26 protein-coding genes are annotated in these 22209 nt (G+C 71.3%); 20 read left to right on the forward strand and 6 right to left on the reverse strand.

What is annotated here, in order from left to right:
• On the reverse strand, window positions 1–300 hold a 300-nt coding region (locus tag VMR86_02920), incomplete at its 3' end, for a helix-turn-helix domain-containing protein (GenBank protein ID HTO05983.1).
• Window positions 301–711: 411 nt separating this feature from the next.
• On the reverse strand, window positions 712–1503 hold the full coding sequence (locus tag VMR86_02925) for a class I SAM-dependent methyltransferase (GenBank protein HTO05984.1): 792 nt from the start codon (window positions 1501–1503) through the stop codon (window positions 712–714).
• A gap of 195 nt (window positions 1504–1698) precedes the next feature.
• Between VMR86_02925 and VMR86_02930 the strand changes: the two genes are divergently transcribed.
• Window positions 1699–2367, forward strand: a complete 669-nt coding sequence (locus tag VMR86_02930) for an SDR family NAD(P)-dependent oxidoreductase (GenBank protein ID HTO05985.1) — start codon at window positions 1699–1701, stop codon at window positions 2365–2367.
• On the opposite strand, the gene VMR86_02935 is transcribed toward VMR86_02930, so the two are convergent.
• Entirely contained in the window at window positions 2364–2873 is a 510-nt protein-coding gene (locus VMR86_02935; protein HTO05986.1) for a ribonuclease H, read from the reverse strand. The two genes, VMR86_02930 and VMR86_02935, sit on opposite strands and share 4 nt — an antisense overlap.
• A gap of 54 nt (window positions 2874–2927) precedes the next feature.
• On the opposite strand from VMR86_02935, the gene VMR86_02940 reads away from it, so the two are divergent.
• The 3 genes from VMR86_02940 (at window position 2928) to VMR86_02950 (ending at window position 4330) form a co-directional block, all read left to right on the forward strand.
• Complete coding sequence (locus VMR86_02940; protein HTO05987.1) at window positions 2928–3422, forward strand: MaoC family dehydratase N-terminal domain-containing protein; 495 nt, start codon at window positions 2928–2930, stop codon at window positions 3420–3422.
• 9 nt (window positions 3423–3431) lie between these two features.
• The gene (locus tag VMR86_02945) at window positions 3432–3848 is read left to right on the forward strand and encodes a MaoC/PaaZ C-terminal domain-containing protein (GenBank protein ID HTO05988.1); all 417 of its coding nucleotides are present in this window, start codon (window positions 3432–3434) and stop codon (window positions 3846–3848) included.
• Between the two features lie 128 nt (window positions 3849–3976).
• The gene (locus VMR86_02950) at window positions 3977–4330 is read left to right on the forward strand and encodes a hypothetical protein (GenBank protein ID HTO05989.1); all 354 of its coding nucleotides are present in this window, start codon (window positions 3977–3979) and stop codon (window positions 4328–4330) included.
• Here VMR86_02950 and VMR86_02955 read toward each other — a convergent pair.
• On the reverse strand, window positions 4324–4812 hold the full coding sequence (locus VMR86_02955; GenBank protein ID HTO05990.1) for a tRNA (cytidine(34)-2'-O)-methyltransferase: 489 nt from the start codon (window positions 4810–4812) through the stop codon (window positions 4324–4326). The genes VMR86_02950 and VMR86_02955 overlap by 7 nt on opposite strands.
• Window positions 4813–4822: 10 nt before the next feature.
• Here VMR86_02955 and queG point away from each other — a divergent pair, with 10 nt between their 5' ends.
• Window positions 4823–5926, forward strand: coding sequence for a tRNA epoxyqueuosine(34) reductase QueG (gene queG, locus VMR86_02960; GenBank protein ID HTO05991.1), 1104 nt, complete (start codon window positions 4823–4825; stop codon window positions 5924–5926).
• Here queG and VMR86_02965 read toward each other — a convergent pair.
• Complete coding sequence (locus VMR86_02965; GenBank protein HTO05992.1) at window positions 5883–6668, reverse strand: glycerophosphodiester phosphodiesterase; 786 nt, start codon at window positions 6666–6668, stop codon at window positions 5883–5885. The genes queG and VMR86_02965 overlap by 44 nt on opposite strands.
• 72 nt (window positions 6669–6740) lie before the next feature.
• On the opposite strand from VMR86_02965, the gene dcd reads away from it, so the two are divergent.
• The 12 genes from dcd to trpA all read left to right on the forward strand — a co-directional run bounded on the left by dcd (window position 6741) and on the right by trpA (window position 18787).
• A complete protein-coding gene (dcd, locus tag VMR86_02970; GenBank protein ID HTO05993.1) occupies window positions 6741–7256 on the forward strand; it encodes a dCTP deaminase in 516 nt (171 codons plus the stop codon).
• Window positions 7253–7702, forward strand: coding sequence for a D-aminoacyl-tRNA deacylase (gene dtd, locus VMR86_02975; protein ID HTO05994.1), 450 nt, complete (start codon window positions 7253–7255; stop codon window positions 7700–7702). Before dcd ends, dtd begins: the two co-directional genes overlap by 4 nt.
• Before the next feature lie 96 nt (window positions 7703–7798).
• Window positions 7799–8158: a hypothetical protein gene (locus VMR86_02980; protein HTO05995.1), complete on the forward strand. Its 360-nt coding sequence runs from the start codon at window positions 7799–7801 to the stop codon at window positions 8156–8158.
• A gap of 12 nt (window positions 8159–8170) precedes the next feature.
• A complete protein-coding gene (locus VMR86_02985; GenBank protein HTO05996.1) occupies window positions 8171–8659 on the forward strand; it encodes a TlpA disulfide reductase family protein in 489 nt (162 codons plus the stop codon).
• 64 nt (window positions 8660–8723) lie between these two features.
• Window positions 8724–9356, forward strand: a complete 633-nt coding sequence (locus tag VMR86_02990) for a cyclic nucleotide-binding domain-containing protein (protein ID HTO05997.1) — start codon at window positions 8724–8726, stop codon at window positions 9354–9356.
• 329 nt (window positions 9357–9685) lie between these two features.
• Entirely contained in the window at window positions 9686–12178 is a 2493-nt protein-coding gene (lptD, locus tag VMR86_02995) for an LPS assembly protein LptD (GenBank protein ID HTO05998.1), read from the forward strand.
• 104 nt (window positions 12179–12282) lie between these two features.
• Entirely contained in the window at window positions 12283–13773 is a 1491-nt protein-coding gene (gene trpE / locus VMR86_03000; protein ID HTO05999.1) for an anthranilate synthase component I, read from the forward strand.
• Window positions 13770–14363 (forward strand): aminodeoxychorismate/anthranilate synthase component II, encoded by a 594-nt coding sequence (locus VMR86_03005; GenBank protein HTO06000.1) that lies wholly within the window; start codon window positions 13770–13772, stop codon window positions 14361–14363. Before trpE ends, VMR86_03005 begins: the two co-directional genes overlap by 4 nt.
• The gene (trpD, locus tag VMR86_03010) at window positions 14363–15412 is read left to right on the forward strand and encodes an anthranilate phosphoribosyltransferase (GenBank protein ID HTO06001.1); all 1050 of its coding nucleotides are present in this window, start codon (window positions 14363–14365) and stop codon (window positions 15410–15412) included. Before VMR86_03005 ends, trpD begins: the two co-directional genes overlap by 1 nt.
• A complete protein-coding gene (gene trpC, locus VMR86_03015) occupies window positions 15409–16182 on the forward strand; it encodes an indole-3-glycerol phosphate synthase TrpC (GenBank protein HTO06002.1) in 774 nt (257 codons plus the stop codon). Before trpD ends, trpC begins: the two co-directional genes overlap by 4 nt.
• Entirely contained in the window at window positions 16179–17984 is a 1806-nt protein-coding gene (gene trpB / locus VMR86_03020; protein ID HTO06003.1) for a tryptophan synthase subunit beta, read from the forward strand. The genes trpC and trpB overlap by 4 nt, the downstream gene beginning before the upstream one ends.
• A complete protein-coding gene (trpA, locus tag VMR86_03025) occupies window positions 17981–18787 on the forward strand; it encodes a tryptophan synthase subunit alpha (GenBank protein ID HTO06004.1) in 807 nt (268 codons plus the stop codon). The genes trpB and trpA overlap by 4 nt, the downstream gene beginning before the upstream one ends.
• Here trpA and coaE read toward each other — a convergent pair.
• The gene (gene coaE / locus VMR86_03030) at window positions 18768–19409 is read right to left on the reverse strand and encodes a dephospho-CoA kinase (protein ID HTO06005.1); all 642 of its coding nucleotides are present in this window, start codon (window positions 19407–19409) and stop codon (window positions 18768–18770) included. The genes trpA and coaE overlap by 20 nt on opposite strands.
• A 60-nt stretch (window positions 19410–19469) precedes the next feature.
• Here coaE and pheA point away from each other — a divergent pair, with 60 nt between their 5' ends.
• The 3 genes from pheA to VMR86_03045 form a co-directional block, all read left to right on the forward strand.
• Complete coding sequence (gene pheA, locus VMR86_03035; GenBank protein ID HTO06006.1) at window positions 19470–20570, forward strand: prephenate dehydratase; 1101 nt, start codon at window positions 19470–19472, stop codon at window positions 20568–20570.
• Window positions 20567–21667: a histidinol-phosphate transaminase gene (hisC, locus tag VMR86_03040; protein HTO06007.1), complete on the forward strand. Its 1101-nt coding sequence runs from the start codon at window positions 20567–20569 to the stop codon at window positions 21665–21667. Before pheA ends, hisC begins: the two co-directional genes overlap by 4 nt.
• The coding region (locus tag VMR86_03045; protein ID HTO06008.1) for a prephenate dehydrogenase at window positions 21664–22209 on the forward strand (546 nt) is incomplete at its 3' end. The genes hisC and VMR86_03045, both read left to right, overlap by 4 nt.

Below are 22209 nucleotides of genomic sequence, written 5' to 3' on the forward strand. Positions count from 1 at the left end.
CGCCTCGAGCGATGCGTGCAGCCGTGACTCGAAATCGCGCGCGTCCGCCGCCCGCTCGCGCACGCGCTCCATGAGCTCGTGAGCCGCGGCCTCGGTGAAGGCGAGAAAGGCTGCGCGCTTGTCGGGGAAGTGCACGTAGAACGTGCCGATCGCGACGTCGGCCTTGCGCGCGATGTCCTGGGGCCGGGTCGCGTCGTACCCGATGCTGGCGAACAGCGCGCGCGCAGCGTCGAGCAGACGCGCCCGAGTCTCGGCCTTCTGCCGTTCACGCCTCGAGGGAATCGGGACCGCTGCGGTCACTTCGCTGAATATCTGTCATCGATGACAAAAAGTCAACGAAGAGCACCTTTGCGCCTGGCGCTCCGGGCTAAAACCCTCGGTCGCTGTGCTCGAGGACTCGCAACGCTCCCTCCGGGTTTTGCCCCGGCCGCGCCGGCGGACCACATCCATCCGCCCCACCACTAAAAATGAGATCGCGTCGACGCGGGTTGCCTCGTCGACCCTGCGGCCCGCGCCCGATGGTGTTGCGAACGCGGGCTGGATGGTGGAAGAGGCAACCAACGTCGACGCGACTTGGTTTTTTGGGGGGATCGGAGAGATCAGATTCGCGCGCGCGGCCGGCGCGGAAGCCCGGAGGAGCGTCTGCAGGGTACTCCCGAAGCAGCGACGGAGGGCTTCTGCGCGGAGCGCAGCGCGCAACGCAGCTCTTACTCAGGGCTCGAAGTCTCGGACCTTGCGCGCGATCACGGCCACGTGGAAGAGGGGGGTGCCGTGGGTGGAGAAGCGGTGCCGGTAGCGCTGCTGGTGAACGATGTTCAGCGCGCCGCTCTGGATCATGCGGTGCACGAGCCGGGCGAAGCGTGAGTCACGTCCGCCTTCGGCGGTCTCGGCGTTCAGGTGGAACGCGGTCCAGCCGTCCGGGGCGAGCAGGTTGAAGGCTTCGGCGAACGCGTTCGGCGCGGGCTCTTCGGCGGCGAGCGCGTCGACGCAGGTGAGACAGTTGAAGTCGTAGGCCATCAGGTCGTCGCGCTGGCTCTCGGAGAGACGGCGCATGTCGAGCACCAGATAGTCCCGATACACGTCCGGATGATCCCGCTCGACCGCGGCCGCAGCGGCTGCGGTGGAATCCACACCGATGATCTCCTCGGCGCCCAGCGCGGCGAGCTCCTCGCCCATCCAGCCGTTGCCCGCGAACAGGTCGATCACACGCAGGTCCGTAGGTCGAACGCGCGCCGCGCGGAGCTGGCGGTCGAGCAAGTGACACAGCGCACCGGGTGCGTTGCCGCGGAGCAGGTTCCGCACCAGGTGCTCGTACACCCCAGGCCACTCCCAGAGCCGCGGGTCGCCGCGGAAACGGACCTGGCGGACCGTTCCGGCGTCCTCGACCAGGCAGTAGCCCGGTTCTTTTCCGTCGGGAGCGGAGCTCTCGGGCAGGCTCACGTCGCGCGTGGGCGCGGATCGGAGCGAGACGTGGCGCAGTGGCGACTCCGCGGCAGCACTCATCGCGTCTCCAGTCTTTTGGAAGGGGAGCCGGCAGCGGTCGGGGGGAAACGCGCTGCTCGGACAGGGTCCGTGGGCTTGAGTTGGATATAGGAGAGATGTCCGGTGACGTAAAGGGTTCCACCGGATCCTACCGATGGGACGCGCTTCGCGTACCCTGCGTTCATGGCCAGCGCTGATTCGGGTCGGTTCGTGATCGTGAGCGGTGGAACCGGCGCGCTCGGGCGCGCGGTGGTGGCGCGCTTTCTCGCCTCGGGCGACCGCGTGGTCGCGCCTTGGATCATGAAGCGCGAGCTCGAGGCGATCGAGGTCGAGGAAGCTGCCGCGCTCCGCGATCGGCGGCTGATTCTGGTCGAGGCCGACGTCGCCGACGAGGCGGGCGCGCGCGCCGTCGCCGCCGCGGCGCCGGGCGCAGAGGTGCTGGTGAGCGCGGTCGGCGGCTTCGGCGGCGGAAAGCCGGTGCACGAGACGGAGCTCGAGCTCTGGGACCGCATGTACCGCATGAACGTGCGCACCGCGGTCGCGCTCACGCGCGCGGTGCTGCCGGGTATGCTCGAACGCGGGCGCGGATCAGTCACCTACATCGCGGCGCGCGCGGCGCTCGATCTGCCGGCGGGCCTCGGCGCGTACACCGCGTCGAAGGGCGCGATCCTGTCCCTCGCCGAGACGGTGCACAAAGAGGTGGCGGAGCGGCGCGTGCGCGTGAACACGCTCCTGCCCACCACGATCGACACACCGGCGAATCGCGCGGGCATGCCGAACGCCGACTTCTCGACCTGGACCCAGCCGTCCGCGATCGCCGAGGTGATCCACTGGCTCGCCAGCGACGCCGGCGCCACCGTGCGCGGCGGGCGCCTGCCGGTCTAGCCCGCGGGGCTCCGCTCGCGCAGGAACGAGTTCGCGAGCGAGTCGACGTACTCGTTCCAACGCGAGCCGTCGTGCGCGCGGATCCACACGAGTGACACGTGCGGGTGTGACTGCGCCAGCGCCCAGAGTGTCTGCACCAGCTCGAGGTTCGCGATCGGCCCGGTCTTGCGCCGCCAGCCGCGCCGCTCCCAGCCCGCCGCCCATTCGTTCACGGTCTTCACGCACAGCTCGCTGTCCGAGTGGACGGTGACTCGCGCGTCCGCCGGCAGCGCGCGGAAGGCCTCGATCAGCGCCGTGAGCTCCATGCGGTTGTTGGTGGTGGCCGCCTCGGAGCCGTGCTTCTCCGCGCGCACCCGGTCGCCCTCGACCCACACGTAGGCCCACCCCCCGGGGCCGGGGTTGCCCTCGCAGGCGCCGTCGGTGAACACGCCGTCCTTCGGGCCCGCGCGGAAGCGCGCGAGCACCTCGTCGGGCCGGAGCAGGGGACCGCTGCGCTTCGAACTCATGGGGGCGTTTGGTTTACACTGCCCGCGCGCGAAGCGCACCAGGGAGTCCGAGACATGGCCAAGGAATTCGAGATCAGCGCCGAGATGCGCGCCCAGATCGGCCGCGAGTCGCCGCCGTGGCTGCACGAGGTCACCACCACCAGCGTCCGCGCCTTCGCGCGCGGCGTCGGCTACACCGACCCCGTCTACTTCGACCTCGACGCGGCGCACAAGGCCGGCTACCGCAGCCTGCCCGCGCCGCCCACCTACCTCGGCACGCCGGTGTTCATCCCCGGACGCTCGAGCGACACCTTCAGCGGGCCGACCGAGGGCCAGCCCGCGATCAAGCACGGCCTGCCCGGCCTGCTGGACGGCGGCACCGAGACCGAGTACTTCGACCAGATCTGCGCCGGCGACACGCTGGTCGTGGTGAGCAAGGTCGCGGGGCTCGACGTGCGCGAGAGCAAGTCACTGGGCAAGATGCTGCTCGTGACCAACGAGACCACCTACACCGACCAGAAGACCGGCAAGCTCGTCGCCCGCCAGCGCGGGCAGGCGATCTTCTACTAGGAGACGGCCATGGCAGTGACTTGGGACGCGGTGCGCGAGGGCCAGGAGCTGCCAGCGCTCGACAAGAGCCCGGGAGTGACCCAGCTCGTGAAGTACGCCGCCGGCTCGGGCGACTTCAACCCGCTGCACCACGACTACGCCTTCCCGCAGTCGAAGCAGATCGGCTCGATCATCGTGCACGGCCGCTTCAAGTACGCGTCGCTCGGCGAGCTGGTCTCGAACTGGCTCGGACACAACGGCCGCATCCAGAAGCTCTCCTGCCAGTACCGCGGCATGGACATGCCCAACCAGCCCATCCGCTGCAAAGGCGTGGTGAAGCGGAAGTGGGAAGAGGGCGGGAAGAAGCTCGCCCAGCTCGAGATCTGGACCGAGAACGGCAAGGGCGACAAGACCACGCCGGGCGAGGCGGTCGTCCTCTTCCGTTAGCAGGCCGGCGCCCAAGCGCGCGCCTCCTCAGCTCATTTCCGCCTGCGCAACGCGTTGTGTCGGCGCCGGTTCGTCTGTGCGAACGAGCGGCCGATAGTCCGGTCGCTTGCAACAAAGCGGAGGTTCCCATGTTCCATTGGAAGGCTCTCACTCTGGCGGCGGTCGTCGCGATCGCGGCGCCCGCGGCTCGTGCGGCGGACAGCGCCGCAGCGCCCACGCCCGAAGTCACCAAGCCGGCCACTCCGGCAAACGGCGCACAGACCCCGGTGCACAAGACCGCGCACGGCAAGTCCATGACCCAGAGCAAGGCCACCAGCGCCAAGGCTCACACGACTTCCAGCGCGCACAAGGCAGCGATGCCCACGACCGCGAAGACCAAGTCGGCCAAGAAGACTTCGAGCAAGAGCGCCCACGTCACCAAGACGGCGGCGCCCAAGCCCTCGACGTCGGCCACCCCGGAAGCCGCCCCTGCGAATCACTGAGCCTGGCGGCGCCTCAGCACCTCGTAGACCGCCAACGCAACGGTGGTCGAGAGGTTGAGCGAGCGCAGCGCGGGATCGGCCATCGGGAAGCCGACGAGCCGGTCCCGCCAGCGCTCGCGCAGCTCGCGCGGGAGGCCCGTGCTCTCGCGCCCGAACACCAGCACCGCGCGCGGCCCGAGCGGCAGCTCCCAGAGCGTGCGCTCGGCGTCGGCCGAGAAGAACAGCGGCTCGCCCAGCTCGGGCAGTGACTTCTCGAAGCTCTCCCAGTCGGGCCAGGTGCGCGGCGCCACGCGCGGCCAGTAGTCCAGCCCCGCGCGGCGCACGGGCCGGGCGGCCAGCGAGAAGCCCAGCGGCTCCACGAGGTGCAGCTGGGCGCCCGCCGCGAGACACGTGCGGCCGGCGTTCCCCGTGTTCCAGGGGATCTCGGGCGACACGAGCACCACGTGAAGGTCCTCGCGCGTGGCGAGCGCACGTCCGCGCATGCGCGCGACGATGGCATGGATCGCTACCTTCGGGCCAGTGACGTCCGAGGAGACACTGAAGCGTGTCGCGGAGCTCGCGCGAGCCGCGGGCATCGCGCGCTGCGGCGCGGTGCGGCTCGGGCCGTTCCCCGAGCTCGCGCGCCTGCGCGACTGGCTCGCGCGCGGCTACGCCGGCGAGATGCACTACATCGCCAAGCGCCTGGCCGACCGCGAGGACCTGACGCGCCTCTTGCCCGGCGCACGCAGCGCGCTGATCGCCGCCGTGCCCTACGACACGGGCCGCCCCGACTCGAGCGCGGCGCGCGGGCCCGCGACGGGCTGGGTCTCGCGCTACGCGTGGGGCGCCGACTATCACGACGTGGTGCTCGGGCGCCTGGATGCCTGGGCCGACGGGCTGGCGGCCGAGTTCCCCGGCGCCTCGTTCCTGAGCTACGTCGACACCGGCGCGATTCCCGAGCGGCTGCTCGCGCTGCGTGCCGGCCTGGGCTGGATCGGCAAGAACGCGTGTCTCATCGACCCCGAGCTCGGCTCGTACCTGTTTCTCGGCGTGCTGCTCACCGACCTCGAGCTCGAGACCGGCCCGCGGGTGGCCGACCACTGCGGCAGCTGCCGCGCCTGTCTCGACGTCTGCCCGACCGGCGCGTTCCCCGAGCCCGGCGTGGTCGACGCGCGGCTGTGTATCTCGTATCTCACGATCGAGAAACGCGGCGCGGCGCCGGCCGAGCTGCGCGCGGGCATCGGCACGCACCTCTTCGGCTGTGACTTGTGCCAGGAGGTGTGTCCCTGGAACCAGCGCCGCGCGCGGCCGCTCGCGCACGAGCCGCCGTTCGAGCCGCGCCCGGAGTGGCACGCGCCCGACCTCGCCGAGCTGCTGGCGCTCGACGACGCGGCGCTCGAGTCACGGCTGGCCGGCTCGGCGCTCGAGCGCACGCGTCCGGCGGGCCTGCGCCGCAACGCGCTGGTCGCGGCCGGAAACGCGGGCGACCCGGCGCTGCTGCCCGCGGTCGAGCGCTGGCTCGACTCACCCGACGCGTCGGTCGCGGACAGCGCGCGCTGGGCGCGCGCGCGGCTCAGCGCGCCGCGGCGACCAGCCGGGCCGGAAAGTCGGACATGAGCCCGTCGACGCCGAGCGCGAGCAGCCGGCGCATCTCGTCGCTCTCGTTGATCGTCCACACGTGCACGACCAGGCCGCGCGCGTGCGCGGCCGCGACGAACTCGCGAGTCACGAGCGGCCGGCCCAGCGCGTGGGTCGGCACCTGCAGCGCGTGACCGCGGGGCGCGAAGGAGTCGAGCCTGTCCTGCGCGCCGGCTTGCACGAACTCGACCACGTCGGCGAGCGACGAGCCGAGCGCGGTGCCCGGGTCGAGCGCGCGCAGCTTGGCCAGGATCGCCTCGTCTTCGGCGGCGAGCAGCACGCGGCGCTCCGCGCCCGCGCGCCGCACCAGGCGCACGACCTCCTCGGCGATCGGCGGCTCCGCCTGCTTCACCTCGAGATTCACGCGCGCGTTCGGATACGCCGCGAGCACCTCGACCAGCCGCGGCACGCGCACGCCGCTGCCGCGGAACGGGAACGTGCGCCCGCCGTCGGGGGTGAAGCGGTGCCCGGCATCGATCCGCTCCAGCTCCGCGAAGCGCCGCTCGCGGATCGGCCCGTCGGCGTCGGTCGTGCGCTCGAGCGTGTCGTCGTGGTGGATCACGATCTCGCCGTCGGCGGTGGCGTGGCAGTCCATCTCCAGGTACGGAACGCCCTGCGCGAGCGCGCGCTCGAACGCCGCGTGCGTGTTCTCGGGCGCCTCGCCGCTGGCGCCGCGGTGGCCGAAAAGCTGCGGGCGCGGAGTGTCGAAGTACGAATGCACGCGCACACGCTACGGGGCGCGGCGCCGAGTTGACAAGCGCGCCGCACCCGCGAGCCTCCGCGCGGAGACACCATGAGCGTATTGACCCGCGACGTCATCCTGCGCGAGCTCGAGAGCGGTCGGCTGCGGCTCGAGCCGTTCTCGCTCGATCAGGTCGGCGCGGCCTCGATCGACCTGCACCTGGGCGACGAGCTGCGCGTGCCGCTCGAGTCCAGCAACGGACCGATCGACGTCACCGACGACACCACGCCCGAGGCCTTCACGCGCGTGATCGCGTTCGAGAAGCCCTACGTGCTCGCGCCGGGCCACACGGTGCACGGCATCACGCGCGAGAGACTGTTCCTGCCGCCCGACCTGTGCGCGTGGATCGAGGGCCGCAGCCGCATCGCGCGGCTCGGGCTCACCGTGCACGTGAGCTCCGGCTTCGTGCAGCCCGGGGTGTCGAACCACCAGGTGCTCGAGCTGTCCAACGTCTCGGGCCGCGCGCTCGCGTTGCACCCCGGCGTGCGCATCTGCCAGATCGTGCTGCAGCGGACGGAGGGGAGCGCGGTCTACCGGGGAAGGTTCGCCGACCAGGACGCCCCGTGAGAGCCGTGGCGCAGCGCGTGCGCAGCGCGCACGTGCGCGTGGGCACGGAGCGCGTGGCGGACATGACCGAGGGCCTCTTGGTGCTGGTGGGCGTGGCGCGCGGTGACTCGGAGGAAGACGCGCGCGCGCTCGCGGAGAAGCTCGTGAACCTGCGCGTCTTCGAGGATGAGAAGGGCGTCATGAACCGCTCGCTGGCAGACACCGGCGGCGCGCTCGGGGTGGTCTCGCAGTTCACGCTGTTGGGCGACTGCCGCAAGGGACGGCGGCCAAGTTATGGCGAGGCCGCGCCGCCGGAGGAAGCGGAGAGACTCCTGCAGTTGCTCGTGGCGCACGCGCGCGCGCTCGGCGTGACCGTGGTCACCGGGCGCTTCCGCGCAGACATGGAAGTGGAGCTCGTCAATCAGGGACCGGTGACGCTGCTCCTCGACACCAGGCGAAAGTTTTAGTTTACTTCCTCAGGTGAACCAAGGGGGGTTCTAGAGGTACCTGTGTCTCGTCTTCCTTCTTCGCGTGTTCTTTCTTCGGTCAGGCGTGGAATCGGTGTGCTCGCAGTGTCCCTGGTGTTCGCGAGCGTCGCGGGAGCGCCGCTCGCTGCGGTCGCCGACGAGGCGCCCGAGCGGAACATCATGTTGCACTACGGGCTGGGCGTCGGCTCGGCGCTCGCAACGCTCGTCTACGGCCCCGTGAAGATCATGTACGCGACGCTCGGCACGGTCACCGGCGGCTTCGCGTACCTGCTCACGGGCGGCCGCCTCGACGTGCCGCGCGAGATCATCATGCCGGCGGTGCGCGGCGACTACGTCGTCACGCCCGAACACCTCACGTTCAACCAACCGTTGCTCTTCGTGGGCAAGGAGCGCGCGCTCGACCAGCAGTCGGCGTCTTCCGATAACTGGGAGTGAGTGACAGCTCCGGTGAGGCGAGTCTTTGCTCTGGCCGCTCTCGCGGCGACGCTGGCCTGTGGGCGCAGCGCGGCTCCGCCCGCGAACGATCCCGCGCCGGAGTTCGACCTCGCCCTGGTCGGTGGCGGCAACGTCACGCTCGGCTCGCTGCACGGCAAGACGGTGCTGATCGACTTCTGGGCCACCTGGTGTCCGCCCTGCGTGACCGAGGTGCCGGAGCTGAATGCGCTCTCCAAGGAGCTCCAGGGCACGGACACGGCCGTGCTCGCCATCTCGGTCGACAGCCTCAGCGAGCAGGCTCTCGCCGACTGGCTGAAGGAGCGCGACGTGGCCTATCCGGTGGCGCTGGGTGACTCCGACCTGGCCGGTCTGTACGGCGCCGACGCTTTCCCGTTCCATGTCGTGATCTCGCCCGACGGCAAGGTGCTCGAGCGCCTGGAGTCCGGCTTCCACGATCGCGAGCAGCTTCGCGCCGTACTCGCCCGCCACCGGAAGCGATAGCTCAAGGCTCGAGGCGCGCGCGTCGATCCGCTCGGCAAGCTTCCGTGCGCCGAGGCCTGGACGGATGAAACCCGAGGAAATCGAGCAGCGCTTCACGAAGGGTCAAACCATCGTGGAGCGGGGCTCCCGCGAGCGCGTGCTGTACGTGGTGCGCAGCGGGAACGTGCTCGTCCACATGGTCGAGGGTCAGGCGCCGTATCTGCTCGGCCCCGGCGACATGTTCGGCGAAGCGACCGCGATCCTGGGCCGCGCTTCGCCGGTGCGCGCGGAGGCCGAAGGAGACACGAGCGTGCTCGCGCTCGACGTGTCACTCCTGAACGTGCTGGTGCGCGAGAACGCCGAGTTCTCGTTCCGCCTGATCCAGTCGCTGGCGGAGCGCGTCGGCGCCGCGCGCGAGGAGGCTTCGGCCGAGGCGCTGCCCGCCGAGCCCGAGCCGCCGCGCACGGCGGTCCGACAGGACGCGCGCGCACTCGGCGCGCTCGCGCGCGCGATCCTCGCGCGCCGCATCCCGGGCGAAGTCCCGACTCCGGTGCGCGGGCGACTCATGGACCTCGCCGCCGCCTCGCACCTGCCGATCCGCCAGGCCTACCTGTGTCTCCAGGAGCTGCTCGACCGCAGACTCGTGGGCCTGGTCGACGACCAGCTCACGGTGCTCGAGCCGGACGAGCTGGCCTCCGTCGCTCAGAAGCCGGCCTGACTGACTTCGTTCGCCTGCGGCTCACTGCGCGCGCCAGACCTGTGATCGCATGGGCACCCTACCCATGCTCCGCCGCTTGCGGCCTCGCTCAGGGCGGCCTTCGCTCGGCCTGATTGACTTCGTTCGCCTGCGGCTCACTGCGCGCGGCTGCGCCGCTTGCGGCCTCGCAGTGACGATCCGCTAGCTCGAGAAGACTGCGCGCGGCTGACCTGTGATCGCATGGGCACCCTACCCATGCTCTGGCGCTTGCGGGTCTCGCTCAGGGCGGCCGCCTCATGAGGGCTGCGGCGTCCCTTGCCTCGCGATCTTGCGCATTGTAGAAGTGCTCGATGCGTCGCCTCGGAGCGCTCCTCATCGTGAGCGCCCTCGTGCTCGCCGCGGCGGCGCGCGCACAAGAGGGTGAGCCCCAGCCGACGAAGCCGCCTCCACCCACGGAGCCGTCGCCCGAGTCGCAGCTCCCGCCGGTGCAGTTCACGCTGACCGCGAAGGTCGTGACTTACGACAGCGAGCGCGACCTGTACGAGGCGACGGGCGACGTGAAGATCGTGCAAGCCGACGGCCGCATCCTCACCGCCGACTGGGTGCTGTTCAACGGCACCACGCGCACCGGCGTCGCGTCGGGCGACGTGGTGATCGTGGACTCCCAGAACTCCGTGCGCGCGCAGTTCATGGCGGTCGACATGAAGTCGACCGTGTCGGTGGCCGTGAACGCCTCGATGGACAGCCCGGAGCCGGGCGTGCAGGTGCGCGGTGACACCATCTCGCGCACCGGCGTCGACACGTACGAGATCGAGCGCGGGAACTTCACGACCTGCCGCTGCCCGCCCGACGAGACACACCGCCCGTGGGAGATCGAGGCGAAAGACGCCGACGTCGAGATTCCCGGCTACGCGACCGCGCGGGACGCCTGGTTCAAAGCGTTCGGCGTGCCGCTGCTCTATGCACCGTACCTCGTGTATCCGGTGAAGACCGAGCGGCAGACCGGGTTCCTGGTGCCCGACTTCGCGCAGACCCGGCGCAACGGCACCGAGATCTTCATGCCGTTCTTCTGGGCAGTGCGCGACAACGTGAACGTGATGCTCACCCCGGAATGGGTGAGTCGCCGCGGCTTCATGACCACCACGATCACCGACTACGTGTTCGAAGACCGCGGGATCGGCCACGGGGGCGCCGCTTTCCTGCCCAGCGACCGCGAGGTCGCCACGAGCGACACGGAGATCTTCAGCTCGAACCGCTGGGCGTACTGGCTGCGCCACCAGCAGCCGATCCAGCCCGGCCTCGAGTTCGGCACCGACATCAACGTGATCTCCGACAACAACTTCGTGTTCGACTTCCCGCTGCTGCTCGGCACCGACATGCAACACCAGCGCATGCTCGAATCCGCGGGCTGGCTCACCGCCGCGGGCAACGGCCTCTGGGGCAACGCGGTGGTGTCGGTGTTCAACGACCTGCAGAGCCCGAACGATCTGGACCGCGACGGCTCGTTCCTGCAGCGCGTGCCGGACCTGCGGGGCGGCACCCTGCAGCGACAGGTGTTCGGGCTGCCCTTGTTCGGTTCCTTCGCGGCGCGCTTCACCAACTTCATGCAGTTCGCCGGGGGGGCGACCAAGTTCGGCAAGTCACCGGTGAACGGGCAGTTCTTCGATTTCGGCGCCGACGCGCGGCCCGACGTCGGCGAGCCCACCGCGAACGGCCAGTTCCCCACGACTCACCCGCTGCCCGACTCGAACCGTGACGACTTCGGCAACCCCGAGGCCACGACCACGACCGAAGGCGACGGCAAGTTCGAAGAGGGCGAGCCGCTGGCCGACGCGGGTCAGAGGCTCGACTTCTACCCCAAGATCTCGATCCCCCTGCAGTTCGGCTTCGTGGACGCGCTCACCGAAGGCGGCATGCGCGAGACACTCTATTTCCCGGACCGCGAGAACTTCGCCTCGCGCACGATCTTCACCGGGCGCTTCGACCTGCGCGCGCCGTTCGGCCGCAGCTTCGCGCTCGGCACGCTGCCGCTGTCGCACGTGATCGAGCCGCGCATCGCCTACGCGGCGGTGTTCGCGCCCAGTGACCAGGACTCGAAGCCGCTGTTCATTCCCGAGCCCGCGCGTCTCGAGCCGCGGCTGATCGACAGCGACATCCGGCTCGTGACCGAAGACCCGAGCGACCGCGTGCCCGACGCGCAGCTGCTGCAGCTGCAGATCTCGAACCGCCTCTACGGGCCCGGCCGCAACGAGTCGGAGTCATCGCGCCTGTACGGCGACCTGCGCATCGGCAGCGGCTACGACTGGAAGCAGCGCGGGTTCACGCGCGTGTTCGCCTCCGCCGAGCTCAACCCGTCGACCGACCTCAGCATCCTGCTCGACGGCGGCTGGAACCCCCAGGACAAACACCTCGAAGACCTGCGCATGAACGTCGGCTGGCGCTGGGACGGCGGTGACTCGATCCGGGTCGGCTACCGCTACAACCGCAACCCGGGCACGATCTTCGAAGGCTTCCTGGGACGCGGCGACGAGTTCGACGCAGCGCGCACCTCGGCGGGAAAGATCAATCAGGTCAACATCGCCGGCTATCTGGTGGCCACGAGCTGGCTCGAGTTCTTCGCCGACGGCTTCAGCTCGCTCGAGAACCACGGCGCGAGTGGCGGGCGCATCGGAACGATCGTGATGTCGACCTGCAAGTGCTGGGACCTCTTGATGCAGCTCGAGAAAGTCTCGCGCACGAACGATACGCGCTTCAGCTTCCAGTTCCGCCTCACCGGACTGGGCGACAACGGCCGCCACAACGGCTTCGAGCGGCGCCGGAACGAAGACCGCGCAATCAACTGAAACTCGGCCGGAGCATGGGTAGGGTGCCCATGCGACCATCGGACCTGGAATTGACGCGGCGCGGACGCTGTGAGAAAGTCCCGCGCCATGAAGGCGGTGTCGCCATGGTCCGGCCGGACCTCGAGAGCTTCAGAAAACTGGCTCTTGGTTCGCGCGGCGTACCGCTCGTCCGCGAGGTCGTAGCCGACCTCGACACCGCGCTCGCGGTCTTCCTGAAAGTCGACGACGGACGCCACGCGTTCCTGTTCGAGTCGAACGAAGGCGGCGAGCACTGGGGCCGCTACAGCATCATCGGCCTGGGCGCGCGCGCGATCTTCCGCGCCCGCGCGGGCGAGGTCGAGATCCAACGCGGTGACTCCGTGGTCCGTCATCGGCTGGCCGCAGACCGCAGCGAGGATCCGCTCGACCACCTGCGGCGCCTGCTCGCCGAGCTGCGCCCGGCCGCGTTGCCGGATCTGCCGCGCTTCGCCGGCGGAGCGGTGGGCTACGTCTCCTATGACTGGGTGCGCTACGTCGAGCGCCTGCCGGAGACCAAGCCCGACACGCTCGGCCTGCCGGACTGCTGGTTCGTGTTTCCCCAGACGGTGCTCGTGCACGACCGCCTGCGCGAGCGGCTGACCATCATCCACGACGTGGAGCTCGCGCCCGGCGAGTCACCCGACGCGGCCTACCAGCGGGGCGCGCGCGTGCTGGCCGAGGTCGAGGCCCGGCTCGCAGCCGCCACGCCACGCCCTGCGCGCGCGCCCGCGCGCGCGCAGGAGCTCGCGCCGCGCTCCAACGTGACTCGCGAGCGCTTCGTCGAGATGGTGAAGCGCTGCAAGGAGTACATCCACGCCGGCGACATCTTCCAGGTCGTGCCATCGCAGCGCTTCACTCTCGATCAAGAGGTCGACCCGCTGGCGATCTACCGCGAGCTGCGGCTCCTGAACCCCTCGCCGTACTTGTTCTTCATGCGCTGCGGCGGCCACGTGGTGCTGGGCTCCTCGCCCGAGATCCACGTGCGGCTCACCGACGGCGTGATCGAGCTGCGCCCGCTCGCCGGCACCGCGCCGCGCGGAGTCACTCCCGAGGAGGACAAGGAGAACGAGCGTCGGCTGCTGGCGGATCCCAAGGAGCTGGCCGAGCACGTGATGCTGGTCGACCTGGGGCGCAACGACGTGGGCCGCGTGGCGCAGATCGGCTCGGTCGTGGTCGACGAGTTCGAGGTCGTCGAGCGCTACTCGCACGTGATGCACATCGTGTCGAACGTGCGCGGCAGGATCCGCCCCGACAAGGACGCCGTCGACCTGCTGCGCGCCACGTTCCCGGCCGGCACGGTCTCGGGTGCGCCCAAGGTGCGCGCCATGGAGGTGATCGAAGAGGTCGAGCCCGAGCGCCGCGGTCTGTACGCGGGCTGCGTGGGCTACTTCGACTATCACGGCAACATGGACACCTGCATCGCCCTGCGCACGCTGCTCGCCAAGGACGGGAAGCTGTACGTGCAGGCGGGCGGCGGCATCGTGGCGGACTCGGATCCCGACAAGGAGTTCCAGGAGACGCTGCACAAGGCCGGGGCGCTCTTGCGGGCGATCGCGCTGGCGGGAGCGGAGCGATGAAGCTGCTCGTGATCGACAACTACGACTCGTTCACCTACAACCTCGTGCAGTATCTCGGCGAGCTCGGCGCCGAGTCCGACGTGGTGCGCAACGACGCGATCCCGGTGGAGGAGGTCGGCCGGCGCGGCGCCGAAGCGGTGGTGATCTCTCCGGGCCCGTGCACACCGGCCGAGGCGGGCATCAGCGTAGAGACCATCCTGCGCTATGCCGGTCGGCTGCCGATCCTGGGCGTGTGTCTCGGGCACCAGTCACTCGGCGCGGCGTTGGGCGGCCGGGTGGTGCACGCCAAGACGCTCATGCACGGCAAGACCTCGCTGATCCGGCACCGCTCGACCGACGTGTTCGAGGGCCTGCCGAACCCGTTCGAAGCCACGCGCTATCACTCGCTGGCCGTGGCGCGCGAGGGCTTGCCCGAGACGCTCGTGGTGACTGCCGAGACCGACGACGGCGAGATCATGGGCATGCGGCACCGTGACTTCCCGGTGTTTGGCGTGCAGTTCCACCCGGAGTCGATCCTGACCGTGCAGGGCAAGGCGCTGCTCGCGAACTTCCTGCGCATCGCGCGCGGCACGCGCGCGCGGGCGGCCTGATGAGCGCGCCCGAGGGTGGCGCGGGCACCCGACCCACGCTCCGCGCGGCGCTGGCCCGCGCCGTCGAGGGCGGAACCTTCTCGCGCGCCGAGGCCAGCGCGCTCGTGCACGAGATCGTCTCGGAGCGCGCGAGCGACATCGAGATCGCTGCGCTGCTCACGGCGCTGCGCGCGCGCGGCGAGACACTCGACGAGATCGTGGGCGCGGCCAGCGCGCTGCGCGAGCTCGCGCTGCCGCTGCCCGCCGCGCCCGAAGGCGCGATCGACAACTGCGGCACGGGCGGCGACGGTGCGGCGACCTTCAACATCTCCACGCTCGCGGCCCTGGTGGTTGCGGGCGCGGGCGTGCCGGTGGCCAAGCACGGCAACCGCGCGGCCTCCAGCCGCTGCGGCTCGGCCGAGCTGCTCGAGGCGCTGGGCGTGCGCATCGACGTGGCTCCCGCGCGCATGGCGCGCGCGGTGCACGTGCTCGGCTTCGGCTTCCTGTACGCGCGCGCGTGTCACCCGGCGATGGCGCGGGTCGCGCCGATTCGCGCCGCGCTCGGCTTCCGCACGATCTTCAACCGGCTGGGGCCACTCACCAACCCCATGCGCGTGCGCCGGCAGCTGGTCGGGGTGGCCGACCCGGCCGCGCTCGAGCCCACGGCCGACGCGCTCGCCGAGCTGGGCGCGGAGAGTGTCTGGGTGGTGCACTCCGAGGACGGGCTCGACGAGCTCTCGCTCTCGGCGTCCACCCAGGTCGTGGTGCGCGGGGGCGGGCGGCGCGAGCGTTTCGAGATCGCCGCCGGCGAGCTCTTCCCGCGCGCCGACCGGGGGGCGCTGGCGGGCGGCGACGCCGCCGAGAACGCGCGCATCGCCGAGTCCGTGCTGGCCAACGAGCCCGGCCCGCGGCGCGACGTGGTGCTCCTGAACGCGGCGGCGGCGCTGTGCGCGGCCGAGCGCGCCCAGTCACTCGCCGACGGCGCGAAGCTCGCCGCGCGCAGCCTGGAGAGCGGGCGCGCGCGCCGCGTGCTCGACGAGCTGGTGGCGTTCTCGCGGAGTGACTCGTGAGCGTGCTCGAGCGGATCCTGGCCAAGAAGCGCGACGAAGTGCGCGCCCTGCGCGGGGCCAGAGACGCGCTCGCCGAGCGGGCGGGGAACGCCGACGCGCCGCGCGGCTTCGCACGGGCGCTGCGCTCGGGACGCGGGCCGCGCGTGGTGGCCGAGTTCAAGCGCGCCTCGCCGTCGCGCGGCGAGATCCGGCCGGGCGCCGACCCGGCCGAGATCGCGCGCGCTTACGAGGGCGCGGGCGCGGCGGCGCTCTCGGTCCTGACCGACCGCGAGTTCTTCCGCGGCCAGCTCGACGACCTGCGCCAGGCGCGCGGCGCCTGCCGCCTGCCGGTGCTGCGCAAGGACTTCACGATCGACCCCCTGCAGCTGCTCGAGGCGCGCGCCGCGGGCGCCGACGCCGTGCTCCTGATCGTCGCCGCGCTCGACGACCTGCAGCTGCGCGAGCTGCTCGCCTGCGCGCACGACCTGGGGCTCGACGCGCTGGTCGAGGTGCACGACGAGCCCGAGCTCGAGCGCGCGCTGGCCGTAGGCGCGGAGCTGATCGGCATCAACAACCGCGACCTGCGCGACTTCAAGACCGACGTGGCAGTCACTCGCGCGCTCCTGCCGCTCGCCGCCGGCCGCACGGTGGTCTCGGAGAGCGGGCTCGACTCGGCCGAGACGCTGCGTTCGCTCGAGGCGGCGGGCGCGTCGGCCTTCCTGATCGGCGAGGCGCTGATGCGCGAGCCCGACCCGGGAGCGGCGCTGCGCCGGCTGCGAGGTCAGCCTTGACGCTGGTCAAGATCTGCGGGCTCACGAGCCCGGGCGACGCGGTGGCTGCGCTCGAGGCGGGCGCGGATGCGATCGGCATCAACTTCGCGCCCAAGTCACCGCGGCGCGTGGAGCTCGAGGCCGCGCGCGAGATCTCTGCCGCCGCGGCAGGCCGCGCGATCCGGGTCGGCGTGTTCCAGGACCAGCCGCGCGACGAGGTCGAGCGCATCGCGAACCAGGTCCCGCTCGACGTGGTCCAGCTTCACGGCGCCGAGTCACCCGAGTACGCGGCCGCGCTGCCGTTCCCGGTGCTGAAGATGCTGGCCGGCGGCGAGTCACTCGAGCGCGAGGCCGCGCGCTTCCCGGGGCTCGAGCTCTTGCTCGACCATCCCTCGGGCGGAGGCAGCGGCAAGACCTGGGACTTCGGCCAGGCGCGCGCGCTGGTCGGGCGCGGGCGGCGCGTGTGGATCGGCGGCGGGCTCGGCCCCGACAATGTGGCGGCGGCGATCCGCGCGGCCTTGCCCTACGGCGTCGACGCGTCGTCGAGCCTCGAGTCCGCGCCGGGCCGCAAAGACCGCGCGAAGATGGCGGCGTTCGTCGCGGCCGTGCGCGGCGCCGTGCCCGCGCGCACGCGACCCGACGCCGCGGGGCGCTTCGGCCGCTTCGGCGGGCGCTACGTGCCCGAGACACTCGTGCCCGCGGTCGAGGAGCTGGCCGCCGCGTGGGACGTGCTGCGCGAGGACGGCTCGTTCTGGAAGGAGCTCGAGCTGGAGCGCGGCGCCTACGCGGGCCGCCCGACGCCGCTGTACTTCGCCGAGCGCGCCAGCGAGGAGCTCGGCGTGCGCGTGTATCTCAAGCGCGAGGACCTGGCGCACACGGGCTCGCACAAGATCAACAACGCGATCGGCCAGGCGCTGATCGCGCGCCGCATGGGCAAGCGCCGCGTGATCGCCGAGACCGGCGCCGGCCAGCACGGCGTCGCGACCGCGACGGCCTGCGCGCGCTACGGGCTCGACTGCGAAGTCTACATGGGCGAAGAGGACACGCGCCGGCAGTCACTCAACGTGTTCCGCATGGAGCTCTTGGGCGCGAAGGTGCACCCCGTGAAGTCCGGCAGCCGCACGCTCAAGGACGCCATGAACGAGGCGCTGCGCGACTGGGCCACGAACGTGCGCACCACCTACTACCTGATCGGCTCGACCGCCGGGCCGCATCCGTATCCCATGCTCGTGCGCGACCTGCAGGCGGTGATCGGCCAGGAGGCGCGGGCGCAGGTGCTGGCGGCCGAGGGACGGCTGCCCGACCTCTTGATCGCGTGCGTGGGCGGCGGCAGCAACGCGCTCGGCCTGTTCGGGCCGTTCTACGCCGACACCGAAGTGCGTATGGTGGGCGCCGAGGCGGGCGGCGAGGGCGCGGGCTCGGGCAAGCAGGGCGCGTCGCTCTCCGAAGGCAGCCCGGGTGCGCTGCACGGCAGCTTCTCCTACGTGCTGCAGGACGACGAGGGACAGATCTTCGAGGCGCACTCGATCTCGGCCGGGCTCGACTATCCGGGCGTCGGGCCCGAGCACTCCTACTTCAAGGACAGCGGGCGCGCCGAGTACGCCCCCGTCACAGACCGTGAGGCGCTCGACGCGTTCGTGTGGCTGGCGCGCACCGAGGGCATCATCCCCGCGTTCGAGTCGGCGCACGCGATCGCCGAGCTGCGCAAGCGCGCGGGCCGGCTCGCGCGCGGCTCGGTCGTGATCGCGAATCTCTCGGGGCGGGGCGACAAGGACGCGGCCGAGGCGAAGCTCCTGCTCGCGAAGGGCGCCGGGAACCGATGAACCGGATCGACCGCGCGTTCGAGCGAGCGAGGGCGGAGAAGCGCGCGGCGCTGATCGTGTTCGTGACTGCCGGTGACCCCGACCTGGACACCACGGCCGAGCTCCTGCCCGAGCTGGCGGCGGCGGGTGCCGACGTGGTGGAGCTCGGCATCCCGCACTCGGATCCGATCGGCGAAGGGCCGACGATCCAGGCCTCCTCGCAGCGATCGCTCGTGCACCACACCACGCTCGCGCAGATCCTCGAGCTGGTGGGCCGGGTGCGCGGAGTCACCGAGGTCCCGATCGTGCTCATGGGCTACCTCAACAACGTGCTCGCCCACGGCGAGGAGCGGCTGGCGAAGGACGCCGCGGTTGCGGGCGCCGACGGGCTGATCGTGGCCGATACGCCGTACGAAGAGACCGAGCTGCTCACGCGCGCGTGCGCCGAGGCGGGCGTGCACCGGGTGCTCATGGTCGCGCCCACCAGCACGCCGGCGCGCGTGGTGCGGATCGCGCACCAGAGCCGCGGGTTCGTGTACTGCGTCTCGGTGACCGGCGTGACCGGCTCGCGCCAGTCGCTGCCGCCGGACCTGGCGCAGCTGGTCGGCCGGATCCGGCGCGTCACCCCGACACCGGTCTGTGTCGGGTTCGGGGTCTCCGACGCCGCGCAGGCCGCGCAGGTCGCGCGCCTGGCCGACGGCGTGATCGTGGGCAGCGCGCTCGTGTCTCGCATCGGCGCGGCCCGAGGGCGCGAGGCGGCGGTGCGCGCGGCGCGCGAGTTCGTCGCGGAGCTCGCGGCCGCGGTCAGGCGCGCGCGCGCTTGACCCACTCCTCGTAGAGCTCGCGCACGCGCCGGGCGGTGTCGTGCCAGGCGCCCGAGTTGTCGATCACCACGTCGGCGAGCGTGCGCTTCTCTTCGATCGGCAGCTGCGAGGCGATGCGCGCCCGCGCGTCCTGCGGCGCCAGCCCGTCGCGCGCCACGACCCGCTCGAGCTGCTGCTCCTCGCGCGCGTAGACCAGCGCGATCACATCGAAGGGCAGCACCGCGCCCGTGCCCCGTCCTGCCTTCTTGCCTTCGAGCAGGAGGGGGATGTCGGCCACGATCACCGCCACGCCGCGCGTGCGGTGCTCGGCCGCGCGCCGCTGGTGCTCGGCGGTCACGAGCGGGTGGATCAACAGGTTGAGCCGCAGCCGCGCCGCCGCGTCTTCGAACACGAGCTTGCCGAGCTTGGGCCGGTCGAGCTCGCCCGCCACGGTGAGATACTCGGCCCCGAACGCGTCCACGATCGCGCGCAGGCCGGGTCCGCCGGGTGACTGGAGCTCGCGCACGATCTTGTCGGAGCAGTCGACCGCGGCGCCGAGCTCCTCCAGGAGTCCTGCGACCTTCGATTTGCCCGACCCGATGCCGCCGGTGAGACCGACCAGGAGAGAGCCGCTGCCCGCCACGTGGGCTTCGAGTCTAAGGCATCGTTTCACAAAGGAAAACGCGGTATCATCGCGCGCGTTTTGAAACCCGGGGACGAGCTCGAGAAGACACTGGCGCGCCTGCGCGACGAGATCGACGCGCTCGACTCGCAGATCCTCGAGCTCCTGAACCAGCGTACCGCGCGCACCAACGAGGTGGGCCGCGTGAAGGCCTCGGGCGGCGCCACGCCGTTCGTGCCGGGCCGCGAGCTCGAGATCTTCGAGCGGCTCGAGCGTGAGGCGCAGGGTCCGTTCCCCAAGCCGGCCATCCGCAAGGTGTTCCGCGAGATCATCTCGGCCTCGATCGCCGGCCAGCGCGGCGTGTCGGTGGCGTATCTCGGTCCGCCTGCCACCTACACGCACCAGGCCGCGATCCAGCAGTTCGGCCAGATGGCCGACCTGCGCCCGGCCGCGACCACCGACGCCATCTTCGCGCAGGTCGAGTCGGGGCAGGTCGAGTTCGGCGTGGTGCCGGTCGAGAACTCGAGCGAAGGCGTCGTGTCCCACACGCTCGACCTGTTCGTCGACTCACCGCTCACGATCGCGGCCGAGATCCACGTGCCGATCCACCACGACCTGCTGTCGAGGACGGGCGAGCTGCGCGCGATCCGCGCCGTGCACTCGCACCCGCAGGCGCTCGCGCAGTGCCGGGCGTGGCTCGAGCAGAACCTGGCCAACGTGCCGCAGCAGACCGCTCACTCGACCGCGCTCGCGGCGGAGCTCGCGGCGCGCAACGAAGAGGTCGCGGCGATCGCCAGCTCGATCGCGGCCGAGCTCTACGGGCTGCGCGTGGTGCACTCCGGAATCGAAGACCGCGTCGACAACACCACCCGCTTCCTCGTGATCGCCCGCCGCCCGCCACGGCGCAGCGCGCGCGACATCACGTCGATTCTGTTCTCGATCAAGCGCGACCAGGTGGGCGCCTTGTACAAGGCGCTCGAGCCGTTCTATCAGCACGGCGTGAACCTGACCCGCATCGAGTCACGGCCGACGCGCGTGCGCGCCTGGGAGTACGTGTTCTTCTGCGATTTCGAAGGTCACATCGACGACGCCAAGGTGGCGGCCGCGATCGACCAGCTGCGCCCGCGCTGTGACTTCGTGAAGGTCCTGGGCAGCTACCCGGAGGCACAGGCACCGCGATGAAGCTGCGCGAGCTGGTGAATCCGCACATCCGCGACCTCGAGCCCTACGTGCCGGGCAAGCCCGTCGAGGAGCTCGAGCGCGAGCTCGGCATCGGCTCGGCGGTGAAGCTCGCGTCGAACGAGAGCCCGATCGGCCCCTCGCGGCGCGCGGTCGAAGCGATCTTCGCCGCAGCCGAGAGCTTGAACCGCTATCCGGACGACACCTGCTTCGCGCTGCGCGACGCGCTGGCGGCGGAGCTCGGCGTCGCCGCCAACCAGCTCTGCTTCGCGGGCGGCTCCGACGGCATCCTCGAGCTGCTCGCCAAGTGTTTCCTCGCGCCGGGCGACGACGCACTGTTTCCGTGGCCGAGCTTCGCCTTGTACCCGATCCTGGCTCGCGGCGCGGGCGCGCGGCCCGTGCTGGTGCCGCTCGACCGCGAGTACCGCGCCGACGTGTCGGCGCTGCTGGCTGCGGTGACTCCGCGCACGCGCCTGCTCCTGCTGGCCAACCCGAACAACCCCACCGGCACCTCGATCGGCGCGGCGGAGTTCGCGCGGCTGGTGCGCGAGCTCCCGGAGCGCGTGGTGCTGGTGGCCGACGAGGCCTACGTCGAGTTCGTGCGCCGGCCCGACTTCCCCGACTCACTCGCCGCGCTGCGCGAGCGCAAGACCCTGGTCGTGCTGCGCACTTTCTCGAAGTCGCACGCGCTCGCGGGCCTGCGCGTGGGCTACGCGATCGGCGATCCCGAGCTCGTCTCGTACCTCGAGCGCTCGCGGCACCCGTTCATCGTGAACAGCCTGGCGCAGGTCGCGGCCGTGGCCGCGCTCGCCGACCGCGCCCACACGGCGCGCATTGCGAAGCTCACCCACGAGGGCATCGAGCAGCTCGAGGCGGGGCTGCGCAAGCTCGGCTTCGCGTTCGCACAGACCGACGCGAACTTCCTCCTGGTCGAGGTTGGCCCCGGCGCCGACGCGCTGGGGGAGCGGCTCTTGCGCCTAGGGGTCATCACGCGGCCGCTGGGCGGCTTTGGCCTCAAGACCCACCTGCGGGTGTCGGTCGGAACGCGCGAGGAGAACGAGCGCTTCCTCGCGGGCATGGCGGCCGAGCGGAAGTCTTGAGCCGTCCCGTCGTCGGGCGCCTCGGCGTCATCGGGTTGGGTCTGATGGGCGGCTCGGTCGCGCTGGCGGCCCGCGCCCGGGGCGCCGCAGGGGAGGTGCGCGGGGTCGACCGCCACCTGGCCTCGGCCGGCGAGATCCCCCTCGTGCCGCTCGCCGAGTGCGCGGCGTGGGCGGATCTCCTCGTCCTGGCCGTCCCGATCGAGGCCATGGCCGAGGTGATGAAGGCTCTGGCGCCCCACCTGAGGCCCGAGACGCTCCTGACCGATCTGGCGAGCGTGAAGGCGCCGGTGGCGGAGCTGGCCCGGCGCCACCTGCCACGCCCGGATCAGGTGGTTGGGGCCCACCCCATGACGGGCGGCCACGGCACCGGCTTTGCGGCCGCCAGCCCCGAGCTCTTTGCCGGCGCGCCGTGCATCCTGGCCCTCTCCGGCGGCGAGGCCCCTTATGTGGTGGACCGGATTGAGGAATTCTGGCAGTGTCTCGGTGCTTTCACGGTTCGGAAGTCGCCGGAGGAGCACGACGCCATCGCGGCCGCGCTCTCG

Source organism: Myxococcota bacterium (assembly GCA_035498015.1).
In the GTDB taxonomy this organism is placed as follows: domain Bacteria; phylum Myxococcota_A; class UBA9160; order SZUA-336; family SZUA-336; genus VGRW01.

Excerpts from the sequence above, each read along its gene's own strand:
- VMR86_02945 (HTO05988.1), top strand. The coding sequence starts at position 3,432 with ATGGCAGTGACTTGGGACGCGGTGCGCGAGGGCCAGGAGCTGCCAGCG.
- hisC (HTO06007.1), top strand. The coding sequence starts at position 20,567 with ATGAAGCTGCGCGAGCTGGTGAATCCGCACATCCGCGACCTCGAGCCC.
- trpA (HTO06004.1), top strand. The coding sequence starts at position 17,981 with ATGAACCGGATCGACCGCGCGTTCGAGCGAGCGAGGGCGGAGAAGCGC.
- VMR86_02955 (HTO05990.1), bottom strand. The coding sequence starts at position 4,812 with ATGCGCGGACGTGCGCTCGCCACGCGCGAGGACCTTCACGTGGTGCTC.
- VMR86_03005 (HTO06000.1), top strand. The coding sequence starts at position 13,770 with ATGAAGCTGCTCGTGATCGACAACTACGACTCGTTCACCTACAACCTC.
- VMR86_02950 (HTO05989.1), top strand. The coding sequence starts at position 3,977 with ATGTTCCATTGGAAGGCTCTCACTCTGGCGGCGGTCGTCGCGATCGCG.
- trpD (HTO06001.1), top strand. The coding sequence starts at position 14,363 with ATGAGCGCGCCCGAGGGTGGCGCGGGCACCCGACCCACGCTCCGCGCG.
- trpE (HTO05999.1), top strand. The coding sequence starts at position 12,283 with ATGGTCCGGCCGGACCTCGAGAGCTTCAGAAAACTGGCTCTTGGTTCG.
- VMR86_02990 (HTO05997.1), top strand. The coding sequence starts at position 8,724 with ATGAAACCCGAGGAAATCGAGCAGCGCTTCACGAAGGGTCAAACCATC.
- VMR86_02935 (HTO05986.1), bottom strand. The coding sequence starts at position 2,873 with ATGAGTTCGAAGCGCAGCGGTCCCCTGCTCCGGCCCGACGAGGTGCTC.
- VMR86_02940 (HTO05987.1), top strand. The coding sequence starts at position 2,928 with ATGGCCAAGGAATTCGAGATCAGCGCCGAGATGCGCGCCCAGATCGGC.
- lptD (HTO05998.1), top strand. The coding sequence starts at position 9,686 with ATGCGTCGCCTCGGAGCGCTCCTCATCGTGAGCGCCCTCGTGCTCGCC.
- dcd (HTO05993.1), top strand. The coding sequence starts at position 6,741 with ATGAGCGTATTGACCCGCGACGTCATCCTGCGCGAGCTCGAGAGCGGT.
- VMR86_02925 (HTO05984.1), bottom strand. The coding sequence starts at position 1,503 with ATGAGTGCTGCCGCGGAGTCGCCACTGCGCCACGTCTCGCTCCGATCC.
- queG (HTO05991.1), top strand. The coding sequence starts at position 4,823 with ATGGCATGGATCGCTACCTTCGGGCCAGTGACGTCCGAGGAGACACTG.